Source organism: Bradyrhizobium sp. 76, assembly GCF_023073025.1.
In the GTDB taxonomy this organism is placed as follows: Bacteria; Pseudomonadota; Alphaproteobacteria; order Rhizobiales; family Xanthobacteraceae; genus Bradyrhizobium.
Genome location: NZ_JADPIS010000090.1, coordinates 200,484 through 212,347 on the forward strand (window position 1 = coordinate 200,484; position 11,864 = coordinate 212,347).

General features: G+C 59.7%; 12 protein-coding genes and 1 pseudogene. 10 read left to right on the plus strand and 3 right to left on the minus strand.

Annotated features, from left to right (window positions below):
- Positions 1 to 222 precede the first annotated feature (222 nt).
- On the minus strand, positions 223 to 768 hold the full coding sequence (locus IVB48_RS17540; protein ID WP_247401205.1) for a hypothetical protein: 546 nt from the start codon (positions 766 to 768) through the stop codon (positions 223 to 225).
- Between the two features lie 539 nt (positions 769 to 1,307).
- On the opposite strand from IVB48_RS17540, the gene IVB48_RS17545 reads away from it, so the two are divergent.
- From IVB48_RS17545 to IVB48_RS17560, 4 genes and pseudogenes are all read left to right on the plus strand, one after another.
- Positions 1,308 to 1,682, plus strand: coding sequence for a hypothetical protein (locus tag IVB48_RS17545; RefSeq protein WP_247401207.1), 375 nt, complete (start codon positions 1,308 to 1,310; stop codon positions 1,680 to 1,682).
- 279 nt (positions 1,683 to 1,961) lie between these two features.
- Positions 1,962 to 2,774 carry a serine protease gene (locus IVB48_RS17550; protein ID WP_247401209.1) on the plus strand — a complete coding sequence of 271 codons (813 nt, stop codon included), beginning with the start codon at positions 1,962 to 1,964 and terminating at the stop codon, positions 2,772 to 2,774.
- 20 nt (positions 2,775 to 2,794) lie between these two features.
- Positions 2,795 to 3,039: pseudogene (locus IVB48_RS17555) on the plus strand (SOS response-associated peptidase); the annotation flags it as partial.
- Between the two features lie 107 nt (positions 3,040 to 3,146).
- The gene (locus tag IVB48_RS17560) at positions 3,147 to 4,931 is read left to right on the plus strand and encodes a DUF4209 domain-containing protein (protein ID WP_247401210.1); all 1,785 of its coding nucleotides are present in this window, start codon (positions 3,147 to 3,149) and stop codon (positions 4,929 to 4,931) included.
- A 171-nt stretch (positions 4,932 to 5,102) separates the two neighbouring features.
- Here the strand turns inward: IVB48_RS17560 and IVB48_RS17565 are convergent, their stop codons facing one another.
- Both IVB48_RS17565 and IVB48_RS17570 read right to left on the minus strand, forming a co-directional pair.
- Positions 5,103 to 5,393, minus strand: coding sequence for an AlpA family phage regulatory protein (locus IVB48_RS17565; protein WP_247401213.1), 291 nt, complete (start codon positions 5,391 to 5,393; stop codon positions 5,103 to 5,105).
- 162 nt (positions 5,394 to 5,555) lie between these two features.
- A complete protein-coding gene (locus IVB48_RS17570) occupies positions 5,556 to 6,008 on the minus strand; it encodes a hypothetical protein (protein WP_247401216.1) in 453 nt (150 codons plus the stop codon).
- A gap of 386 nt (positions 6,009 to 6,394) precedes the next feature.
- Between IVB48_RS17570 and IVB48_RS41400 the strand changes: the two genes are divergently transcribed.
- From IVB48_RS41400 to IVB48_RS17600, 6 genes are all read left to right on the plus strand, one after another.
- Positions 6,395 to 7,369 carry a toprim domain-containing protein gene (locus IVB48_RS41400; RefSeq protein ID WP_247401219.1) on the plus strand — a complete coding sequence of 325 codons (975 nt, stop codon included), beginning with the start codon at positions 6,395 to 6,397 and terminating at the stop codon, positions 7,367 to 7,369.
- A complete protein-coding gene (locus IVB48_RS17580; RefSeq protein ID WP_247401222.1) occupies positions 7,360 to 9,411 on the plus strand; it encodes a hypothetical protein in 2,052 nt (683 codons plus the stop codon). Before IVB48_RS41400 ends, IVB48_RS17580 begins: the two co-directional genes overlap by 10 nt.
- Complete coding sequence (locus IVB48_RS17585) at positions 9,408 to 9,881, plus strand: hypothetical protein (RefSeq protein ID WP_247401224.1); 474 nt, start codon at positions 9,408 to 9,410, stop codon at positions 9,879 to 9,881. The genes IVB48_RS17580 and IVB48_RS17585 overlap by 4 nt, the downstream gene beginning before the upstream one ends.
- Positions 9,881 to 10,567, plus strand: coding sequence for a hypothetical protein (locus IVB48_RS17590; RefSeq protein WP_247401225.1), 687 nt, complete (start codon positions 9,881 to 9,883; stop codon positions 10,565 to 10,567). The genes IVB48_RS17585 and IVB48_RS17590 overlap by 1 nt, the downstream gene beginning before the upstream one ends.
- A 66-nt stretch (positions 10,568 to 10,633) precedes the next feature.
- A complete protein-coding gene (locus IVB48_RS17595) occupies positions 10,634 to 10,963 on the plus strand; it encodes a hypothetical protein (protein ID WP_247401227.1) in 330 nt (109 codons plus the stop codon).
- 147 nt (positions 10,964 to 11,110) lie between these two features.
- Complete coding sequence (locus IVB48_RS17600) at positions 11,111 to 11,692, plus strand: hypothetical protein (protein WP_247401228.1); 582 nt, start codon at positions 11,111 to 11,113, stop codon at positions 11,690 to 11,692.
- Positions 11,693 to 11,864: the final 172 nt, after the last annotated feature.

Consider the following 11,864-nt stretch of genomic DNA (forward strand, 5'->3'; position numbering starts at 1 on the left):
CCGCTCTGCCCCTTTGGATGGTCAGGAAGCAAACCGAAAAATGCAAAAGTCATCTGCAACCAGGACCGATGACGTCCGAGGCTTTTGGCCGGTGAGAGGAAGAGCTCGAAGTCCGGCAAGGGTCATTCGCGTCGTTTTGCCCCGCGCGGACTACTTCCGCTTTCCAGCCGACACCGACATATCGTTGCACCGCATCGGTAGGTGCAAGGCGATGGGGTAAGTTCACGTCGAGGCCGGCCCGCGTCCTGCCTTGCTGTGTTGCTTGATTGCCCAGAGCCTGTAGGCCTCGTCGACAAACAAGTCGGGTTCGGTCGGCTCCGGCACCAGTTTCGCCCCCTCCTGGCGAAAATGATCGAGACCGCGCCCCAACTTCTTGCCGGCGAGGGTGTGCTGATCGTTGGCGAAGTCGGGAATGGCCGGCGCGAACTGCTCCAGCGTCGATCGCAGGCCGATCGCTGCCGCGAAGTGGCAGCCGGCGCGCGACTTGGGTGACCGGCACATCATCCTGATCGCATTGCCGACCATCAGCCGGGCTTCGCCGATGCTCTTGCTGTAGCGGTCCCTTGACTGCGCCAGCGCGGTCGCAACGAACGGGACCACGTGCGGCGCAGCTAGGGTGTCGAGGTCTTCGTGGCAGATGACTTCGAGCCGATTGCAGACCATCGAGTGGAACGCCTTGCTGGTGTGGATCAGCTCGCACGCGAACTCCATTGCCTCGCGCTCCAGGCCGCGCCTGATGCACTTCTGCACCTCTGATACGCAGGCCATCGCGGGGAGGCCGCCCCTGGTATCCGGGATGATCGGGCCGCTCCGTCTCGTGAGGCTGGGCCGACGATGACGGTCTCGCCCGCGACCTTGGCGGCGATGATCGCGCGGGCCTGTTCGAGTGAATAGGCGTGGATGGTGAAGATGGGCTTGCCGTTCTGGATGACGAGGAAGGGCGTGGTGGTTCGCATTGATAGCTTGCTCCGGTTGAAGCTCGGGCGAACCCCGAGCCTCAACTTTCAGCCACCGTTCGCGGATGCATGGAAACCAAATCTGCGCTCGTAGGATCAATTTCCCCGTCAATGACTGGGGTTTTGGAGGGCTGACGATCAAAAAAGGTTGCTGGGGCAGCCGTGACGGTGCCGGAGCAGCCGATGCGCGGGATCGCACGATAAGCTCTGTTCACAGAACCTGCTCCGCACTCGACGGGCGCAATCGGCGTGCTAACCTTGCCCTGGGGGCGATGCACCTTGAGCGGACAGGCACGCGCATGGTCGCGGCGACGGCGCTGCTCGACGCCTGCCGAAGCGCAAGAGGCGGTGATGACTGTCGAAACCTTCGTAGACGAGGTGCAGCGCATCCCGCAGGTCGTGCGCGCCGACGCTGCACTGCACATCGAGCCGGTGACGGACGATCATCGCATCTTCAGGATTGTGTGGCTCGCGTCGATCATTCGCGGTGCGGGCCGCGCGACCATGACGGCGATCATCGAAGCTGCAGACCGCCACGGTGTGACGCTGCAGTTGACGGCGGAGCCGCAGCGCCCGATTGGCGACGGCAAGCGGATGTCGCCGAGCGAGCTCGAAGCCTTCTATGCTGGCTTCGGCTTTGTCATCACGACGCGCGGCCAGCGCTACTCCATCATGGAGCGGCGGGACATTGCAGGCTCCGCGCAGATGGAACGGAAGCCGCGATGAACAACCTCTGTGGCAACTGCGGCGTCATCAACGGCACCCGAGAGCGGTCGCAGCCTGCTATCAGTCTTCAAGCCATTGACACCGGGCATCTCATCGAATGTTCGCCGCGATAGTGCCTGCCGTTGACCTGACCACCACTTGATAAGGACGGCTATACAAGCCAAGCTCTCGTAAGTTGATGGGGCGGCGGACTACGGCGAGCGATCCGCCTTCGATGTGGTGGCCGGGAGAGCGATAGAGAATAATCCGAGCGACGATTCCCAAAAAAGGCAATAATCGATGCCGAAGATCGACCAGGTCCAGCTCGCCTTTCCAGTGCTAATAGAGGTCGCCGGCACCACCGGCAGCGGCTTCTATCTAAATGATGATGACGGAATTTACTTGGTGACAGCCAAGCACGTCCTTTTCAAGAAGAGCGTTGAGACCTACACGGAGCCTGTCACACTCACATCACTTGATGGCGATGAGGGTTTCAAAACGGGGCTAAAGGTTTCTTTCAAGCTGGATTGCCTCAAATTGATGGAGGAGGGCAATTTGCGGAAGCACGCGCGGGCTGATGTGGCCGTCTGCAAAATCGCCGCGCTGGTGAAGGTTGATGACGGAGGCAGGTTTCACAAATATTTCCTAACTAACCTGCCCGGCGTTGTCAGCCTTAGAGAAGAAGGCGTGATCAGAGGCTTGCCGCGCAAGCAAACCGTTCGTTTGCTTGAAGTCTATATTGGGGACGACATACTTCTGTTTGGCTATCCCACGTCGCTCGCAAGTGATGCATTAGACAAAAGCGTTCCGCTGCTGAGGTCAGGTATCATCGCGGGCAAAACCCTCGATGGCCAAATAATAGTTGATTGCCCCGTTTACTACGGCAATAGCGGAGGGCTTGTAGCCATGCCGGTCGCAGATGGCTCATTGATTGACGTGGGCGTCGCAAGCCGCATGGTGTATTACGTCGAGAAGACGTACAGTCCGCGCTTCGATGGCCCAGTAGCCTTGCGACACGAAAATTCCGGTTACGCTCTAGTTGAACCGATGGACAGGGTGTTCGAGGTCATTGACGAGATCAGAGGTGCGACCGCTCCAGCCAAAACTCCTTAACCTCGGCGCGCCGTGCAACAATGTGCAATCTCTACAGCGTCACCACGAACCAGGCGGCGATCGCGGCGCTCTTCCGCGTCGTCAACCGCTACGTCGGCAACCTCGCACCGATCCCAGGCGTATTTCCTGACTATCCCGCGCCGGTGATCCGCAACACCGAGGCCGGCACCGAGATGACCCTGATGCGCTGGGGCATGCCACCGCCACTACGCACAGGCGGGCCGCCGGTCACCAGCATCCGCAACACACGTCACCGCACTGGCGTGGAACTGCGCGCGCACACCAATGCTCTACACATAGAACTTCGGGGCTTGGCATAGGGCCGCCCGGAAATTCTTGGACCAAGGCAGTTTCACGTCGGCGAGTCGATAAATGTCTCAATTAATTGTTCCTGTCTCGATGGAAGAAATTATCCAGCGTTATGACGCCAAGGAGGAGTCGTTCGACGAATTTGCCATCGGCGGCGAACTTAATGCGGCGCGCGTGGCGTTGATCGATCCTTCGGGGGAGGACGATCTCGGGGCATGGGCGGAAGTACTCGCGTTCGCACTGTCAACCGGCAGCCATGAAAATCCCTGGAACAGTTACTTTGGGCCGTTGGGATCAGGCACCCACGCTGACGGAAAGACGTTTTACTCTCCAGACATCGCGGGAACGCCGCCGCCCACCATCGACCATTGGGCCGCTCGGGCAAGGTCTCTCAAGCATCCGTTCTTGAGGGCTCGTTATGCCGATCTCGCTTGGGAGATGAGCGGTCTCATTGGAAAGCGAAAGCGTGATGTCGACGACGCCCGGATCGCCATCGACGCCTACCTTGCTGCGATCCCGCGAATGGCGGAAGACCACAATCAGGTACAGTTTGCAATTCGTGCGCTCGATCTAGCGGTCTTGATCGGGGATAAGGATCGTTCCGATCAAGCGCGGGCTGAATTGATGGACCTGCATCGATCGTCGATGCGAAACAAAGGTGGTTTGTGGTGGTACACAGTCGACCGGCTGCTCGAAGACAAAAAGGCAGGCGTCACCGACGTAGAGCGCGCCGAGCTATTCGCGAACTTGGAAAGTGTCGTTACCACGGGTTCCAACGCCGGTGATCCCGCGAACTTCAACCCGCACGAAGCCCAAGATGCCGCCGAACGCTTAATCCGATATTACGGCCGTCTCGGCGAATTCGGGGATGTCAAGCGTCTCTACAAGGCCGTCGGCTCGTCCTTCGAGCATTTTGCAGGCAATGCTGATCCTATGCTCGCTGCGGTTCTGCTGCAGACAGCTACCGATGCGTACCACAAGGCTGGACTGAAGGAGGAGCGCGATCGCACTCGCATAATGATGCAGGAGAAGATTGGAGCAGCGGGCGAGAACCTTCTTGCGTTTGAGCGGAAGATCGAAATACCTCGTGACGATATGGAGAAGTTTGTCGACCTGATTGTGGTCGACGACCTGGCCACGACTTTTGTGCACATTGCACGAGAGTTCTTGCTAAGCCGCGCCGCGCTTGAGCAGCAAGTACGACAGTCGCTTAAGGAAGCGCCTCTGATGGCCCATATCCCGGCAACGATCATGGCTGACAACCACGTTGCGGCCAAGATCGGCTCGGTGGAGGACGACCCGTTCGGCCGCGTAATGCATCAGACCAACTTTGCGTTCCAGTTTACCAGGGGGTGGCTTGCCCAAGCTATTCGACGGTTGTTCGAGAAGCACGAGGTGCTGCCGGAGCATTTCGCCGGTTGGGTAAACCGGCACGGCTTGTTCGATGATATGAGCCTGCTTTTGGAAGGTCTCCGAGCTTGGGAGCGGGAGGATCATGTGAAGGCCGCGCATGTGCTCGTTCCGCAGGTAGAGCACGCGCTGCGCAAGATTGCGGACGATCTTGGCGTGCCGGTCACGAAAGCTCACCCTGCTGTTTCCGAAGCGAGCGTGGTCATCGGAATGGGTGAGATTCTGCATAATGAAAAAATCGCCGAAGTTCTCGGTCCAGACGTTACGCTACATCTTCAGGCGCTATATACCGATCCGCGTGGAATGAACCTGCGCAATCAGATCGCTCATGGCTTGGTGGACGCAGGCCAGTTCCATTGGCACCTTGGGAACTTGATCGTCCACTCGCTGCTGATTCTGGGCTTGTGGAAGGAGTTTGGCGCCAAGCCCAAGAAATGAAATGCTCGGTCTGGACCATCCGCCGGTCGGTTCCTTTTGAGGAATCCGCTCGGTGCAAGATCGGTTGGCCCCGTGTCTCAGGCTACATTGAGCGCGGCGCGGAGTGGCAGTCGCGAGCGGTAGAGGCGCAAACGTTGTTGCCCAGGGGCGGCTATGGGGCGACAACGCGACTCAGCGCGAGCCCGGTTTGTCCGCAACTCCAGCAATCCCGCGCCCGCGCCGGCCCTTGCCTCTGCCGCGACTCGGATCAAACGCGTTGACCTCGTCCTGCCAAGCGACGATCTCGTCCTCGTACCAAACGCGCCGGTTCGGGCTGATGTAGGTGCATTTCGGAAACCGACCCGTCTTCTCCATGCGATAGAGCGTGGTGCGGCTGATCGGAATGATTTCCAGCACCCGGGCCTCGTTGAGCATGCGGCGAGGTCCGGCCTCATTGGTCTGCTGTCGTTGCACAACGATCATCGCAAACTCCAAAACTCGACAGATTTGAGCAATCACCCGACACTGCTCCGGTACTGAATCCTGGCTTCAAACTTCGATTGAACTTCTCTTGGTTGTTTTTCGTCTGTCAGCGCTTCTCTGATAGAAGCGTATTCACATTCGATATTTCAGGATCCCGGCCGGCTATGTGTCCTCGGGCGGCTCAGCTGAATATTTTTTGGCGAGTGAGCTGAGGCCGGGGGCTTCGCGCCGACGGTCGCGCCTATAGCCGCGCGCAATGAAGCCCCCGAGAGCTTCAGGAGAGTCGTCTGGACGCGCGCCACCAAGTCGGGGAATAGGATTCGGATTGGTCCTAAGTTCATAGCTCATGATTTGATCGACAACGGCAGAGACGAAGGTCGCCCGTGCCCTTTCGTTTTCAGACCAATCGAATCCAATTTCGTCCGCAACTACGTCCGCTATTCGGAGGAGAGCGAAAAGCAGATCCGCGGTGTCCCGACTCCTCATTTCAAGAAGAAAGGATAGCGAGAGACGCTCACGAATCTCTTCCGAGAGGGACTTCCCGCTCTGCTCGGTCGCACGATCGAGCTGTGATCGTTGGTCATCATCAAGCGTGATCTTAAGTTGCGCAGACATCTTTACCGCCGTCTTTGATATGTTCAAAGGTCAAAAATTATAGTCCGTGACCTTAGAAATAGGTCTAGTATGACCTTGTAAAAAGGTCAATAAGACGGTATAGGACATGACCAGAAAGGCGAGACTAGTTCGCTTCCAGCAGCTTCACTGCGGCCCGATTTACGACGCGAAGTGGGACGGTCGTTCAACGTTTTCGGTTGAAGAGGCCGGTTGTGAGATCCTCGGACTCTCGAAGTGCAGCGCGTACGCTGCCGCGAATTCGGGTGTCTTGCCGACGATTAGGGTCGGACGCCGCTGGATCGTCCCGCGTCACGCGCTGGAACGGATGCTGAGCGGCTAACAATTCGAGCAAGGGGAAATCCTCGGGCGCTAAATGGAGAGCGCAGGTGAATCCTATTGAGCAAATTGCTGTTGCGTGCGGAGGGGCCAAGAAGACTCTTCGCGGATTCATCTGTCGTTGTCCTGCGCACGAAGACAGCACCCCGAGCCTCTCGGTTGGATACAGCGTCGGCGGCATGGTGCTGGTGCATTGCTTCGCCGGCTGCGATCAGACGTCGGTCATCGATGCACTTCGGCGTCTCGGGCTCTGGCACGATCTGCGCCAACCTGAAGCTCGGAAGTGTGTTTTGGCAGGGGAGCAGGCGTCCAAGGATGCCAGCATCCCCGACCGTCTTGCTTCGGCGGCAAGGGTCTGGAGAAATTCCTCCGCGGCGAGGGGAACGCTCGCCGAGACCTATCTACAGCGGCGTGGCGTAGCCGTCCCGGTTCCTTCTTCCATTCGCTTTCACCACGGTTTGCAGCACCCGGAAGGTCAGCGCTGGCCCGCGATGGTGGCGTTGGTGACGAATGCAATTGATAGCGTGCCGACGGCTATCCACCGTACTTTCCTCTCGCGCGATGGCGCGTCGAAGGCGCCTGTTGGGACCACCAAAATGATGCTTGGCCCTTGCGGCGGCGGGGTTGTTCGCCTCGGTGGAGAAGGTCGTGTGCTGCTGATCGGCGAGGGAATCGAAACCTGCCTCTCGGCCATGCAGGCGACGGGGCATCGGACGTGGGCGGCGCTCTCGAGCTCGGGACTGCGGCGGCTCGCTCTCTCGGACGACGAGCGGGACATCGTCATCCTCGCCGATGCCGACGCGGCGGGTGAGGCGGCTGCGATGGTCGCGGCTCGCCGCTGGGCGCAAGAGGGGCGTCGGGTCCGTGTCGCACGCCCACCTGCGGGAATGGATTTCAACGACATGCTCATCGCGTGCGGCCCGTCGAGCGCTCTGGCCGGTTCTGACGCGGGCCGCAATTTAGCGAACGTGCCGGGAGGCACCTCGAGCGTGTCTAGCCATGAGAGCGACCGGCCATGTCGGTAAACTTCGACCACTGCGAGCACGGGCTCCCGCGGTTTCTCTGCCGGCGTTGCGATGAAATTGATCGCTGCCGCGGCGAACCTGGACGCCCCAGCGGCGAGGCCACACAGGCTGAAGTTGCCGAGCACCGCATACTGGCGACCATTGCCGCCGCAGAGGAGGTCCGCAATCCCTCGGGCAGGTTGATCGAACAGACGATCAGCGATTCCGCGGCGCCCCTGACCTCGGAAATGGTAGCCGCGTTTCCTCCCGAGGACGAGTTCGACGTGCAGGTCGCGACACGCAAGGGCGCGGTTCGCGTGGGGACGGCGCTCGAGCGGACTATCGCGAAGGAGAACGTAACTGCCGTTGCAAGGCGGACGCAGGCCAATATTCTGCTTGAGCTGGCGCAGAGCGCCAAATTGTTTCATGCGCCCGACGGAACCGGCTTCGCAGATCTGGACATCAATCGCCACCGCGAGACCTGGCCGATCCGCTCGAGGGGATTCCGCCGTTGGCTCACGCGCCGTTTCTTCGAACAGGAGGCGGGCGCGCCAAGCTCGGAAGCATTGAAGTCAGCGTTGAATTTGATTGAGGCAAAGGCAGACTTCGATGCGCCGGAGCGGCACGTCCACATCCGCGTCGGGGAGTTAGAAGGCAAACTCTATCTCGACCTCGGCGACGAAGCGTGGCGCGCAGTGGAAATCGATTCCGCTGGCTGGCGGGTTATCGACAACCCACCCGTGAGATTTCGCCGCTCAGCGGGGATGCTGCCCTTGGCGCTGCCGGTGACCGGTGGGTCGATCAAAGATCTGCGGTCCTTCCTCAATGTGGATTCCGAGACGGACTTTGTCCTGGTGGTCGCCTGGGCCTTAGCTTGCCTGCGCAATTGTGGCCCTTACCCGGTGCTCGCCTTGGCGGGCGAGCAGGGCTCGGCCAAGTCCACCTTTACGGCGATCCTGCGGTCGCTGCTTGATCCCAATACCGCGCCCTTGCGCGCACTACCGCGCGAGGATCGCGATCTCTTTATTGCCGCGAACAACAGCCACGTGCTCGCGTTTGACAACGTCTCGGGTTTGCCGGCTTGGATTTCCGACACCCTTTGCCGCCTGGCGACCGGCGGAGGCTTTGCCGTCCGCCAGCTCTACGCCGATCAGGATGAGGTACTCTTCGATGCGACACGCCCGGTGATCCTCAACGGCATCGAGGAGATCATCGAGCGGCCCGACTTGGCCGACCGCGCCCTGTTGTTGACGCTACAGCCGATCCCGGAAGAGCGCCGCCGTCCGGAACAGGAATTGTGGGTAGCGTTCGAGGCCGAACGCCCCAAAATTCTTGGGGCGCTGCTCGATGCCGTGGCGACGGGCCTCAAGCGTTTGCCCGAGACACGTTTGGAGAAGCTGCCGCGCATGGCAGATTTCGCTCTGTGGGCAACGGCTTGTGAAGCGGTGCTGTGGCCTTCTGGCACTTTCTTATTAGCCTATCGTGGCAATCTCAACGACGTGGTTGAAGGCGTACTGGAAAGGGACCCGGTCGCCGTCGCCCTGAGGGCCATGATGGAAGCGCGGACGGTCTGGACGGGGACAGCCACGAATCTGCTGGAGGACCTGACGGGTGTGGTGAGCGAGCGAATGGCCAAGTCGAAGTCATGGCCTACAGTTCCCCATGTCCTGTCGGGTAAACTGCGCCGGGCCGCGACCTTTCTGCGTAAGTCCGGCATCAATGTCGAATTCGACAAGGACAAGAAGCGGGCGCGAACCCGCACCACCACCATCACCAAGATCCAACGTTCCTCAGCGGTAGAAAAGTTGGGGGCAGAACCGTCCGCAGCGTCCGCACCGTCCGACAATTCGAAAAAAGTCGGCGAAAGCAGCGGCTTCTCGCTTTCGGAGGAGCGGACGCAAAACGGGAATGAGGACGATGTTAGTGAGCGCAGCGATCAGATCGTCCGCGACAACTCCTTGGAAGACAAAGGACCGGACGCTGCGGACGCTTCGGACGCAACTCTTCCTGTCCAGTCTGCGCCAACTGAAACGCCGGCTGGGCGCTGGAGTGCACGGTTATGAGCGCCCTCGAAGCCCTCAAAGCGGCCCGCGCTGCAGGCGTCGAACTCGCCCTCGAGGGAGAGGACCTTGTGTTGAGCGCCGCCGCTGCGCCGCCGGAAGCCGTGATGAGTGCACTTTCCCGGCATAAGGCCGAGATCGTCGCGCTGCTGCGGCCCGACGGCTGGCCGTCGGAGGAATGGGTAGCATTCTTCGACGAGCGCGCGGGCATTGTAGAGTTCGACAGCGGCCTCGAACGAGCGGCTGCCGAGGCGCGCGCCTTCGAATGCTGCGTGGTGGAATGGCTGAATCGTAATCCTGTGCAGTCTCCGCCCGACCGCTGTCTCTATTGTGGCCGCAGCGAGGGCGACGCGCTGTTGCCCTACGGAATCGGAACGACAGCCTGGCTGCATCCACGTTGCTGGGAAACGTGGCATTCAAATCGGAAGTCCACGGCTGTTGCCATGCTGTCTTCGCTTCTCAGGAGGGGCTGATGGGCAAGCGATCCAACTTCGAGCGTCGTCCGGCAGATTTTTACCCGACACCGCGGGCGGCCGTCGAGCCGTTGATTCCCTACCTCCGGCGCATCCGCAGCTTCGCTGAGCCATGTGCTGGCGACGGTGATCTGGTTCGGCATCTGGAATCTCTGGGCCTGCACTGTGCCTACGCGGGTGACATTCGCACCGGCCATGATGCGCTTGCCCTCGACCGATATGACGGCGCCGACGCGATCATCACGAACCCGCCCTACACCCGCGACCTGATGCACAGGCTGATCGCGCACTTCCAGCGAATCTTGCCGACATGGCTCTTGCTGGACGCCGATTGGGCATCAACGAAGCAGGCTGCACCATACCTCAGCTGTTGCTCGGACATCGTGGCCATCGGTCGCGTGAAGTGGATCGAAGGATCTAAGTACACTGGCAAGGACAACCACGCTTGGTTCAGGTTCGATATCAGGCATGGCGCTGGCCCTGTCTTCCGCGGTCGCGACAAAGGCCAGACTGTTCCTTCCTGTCGCATCGCAGTGTGTGAGCAATGCCGCAGGACTTATGAGCCGCAGCGATCCAGTTCGAGGTTCTGTTCGCAGACGTGTAGGCAGCGCGCCCATCGCAACGGACTTAGCGTGACGACTAGCGTGACACCTGCGTCACCGTCTGCAGTCGATGGCGCGGGTTGATCCGCCGACGAGTCGAGCCGAATTGAAGCCGCGCCCACCGGATGCAGGGCAACCAAGGAGGATGAAATGAGCACCGATCAGGAACAGAAAACCGAGCGCGATGAAATTAGCTTGTGGCTGGAGGGCCGCAAGGAGGCGGGACGGAGGCTGGACCCGAACTCCGCCGACGTAGAGTTTACTTTCTGGTGGGCCGAGGTACTCGACCCGTATCGCGCTCTAGACCTCACACCAGAGGAGAATTGTGCAGGTCGTTCATATTTTGCGCGCTCGCCTGACAGCGGCGGATGGGTGAGCTTCTACGACTTGCCTCGCAAAACCAGCGACGAACTATGGCGGAGGATAAACGCAGGTGAATTGGTTGATGACTTCGAAGAACGGTTTCTCGACTGTGTGTGACGGAGCCGTTGCCTACGCTGGATGGCACCCACCATAGCGAATACTCGGTGCTGATGCGCCGACGAACCGAACCTGCGTAAAGCAAAATGGATTCGTTATCGTCGATTACATCGTGCCCATGCGCGGCACGCGAGAGGAGAGAACAGCATGGCAAGCTGCAATGCACACATTTTGCTTCAAATGTCGGATGAGCCTGACTGCCGTTTTGTCGCGCAGTGGCTAATCAAGGCGGCAGAAGCTCAGGGATTTTGGTCTGAGGTGCTCGATAGTCCGGACAGCGCGCGACTGGTGAAACTGCTTTATGCAGACGGGATTCCCGACCTGGCTGCCGCAGCGCTCGAACTCTTTGGCGAGCTCGAGCACTATCTTCACGTGGTTTCACTCGACCTCTATGGAGACGACAGCGGTCTTCTTTGTCGCGAATTCGGGTTGCTTGTGCAACTCGGATTCTTCGCGTGCTACGGGCAAAGCTATTGGATGGCCATGCCAGGCGAGATCGGATTCGAGACCGTCATGATTGCCGCTTTGGAAGTGTCATCGACGGTGTGCGATGATGGGGACGGCGATGATGCAATCGAGCCCGAGAGTCGGTTAATTACGTTATCCGTTGCGGAAGCCGAAGCAATGCGAGCAAGACTGATCGCGCTGCGGCGTTTCAACGCTGTTTCCGAATGCGAAACAATACGACTCCAAGCCAAGCTGGATCATGCAGGGATCAAACATAGGTAGGTCATCGACGGTTGGTCATGCCGGGGAGGGCATGATCTAGTCGAGCCCGAGCGCCGGGTTAGTCACTTTATCCGTTGCGGAAGGTGGGGCCTATCAAAGCCCTTCGTACTGCGACGGTTCAACTCCGATACTCGCCGAGTTCGGCGACCGCAGTGACTTGATACAAGACACC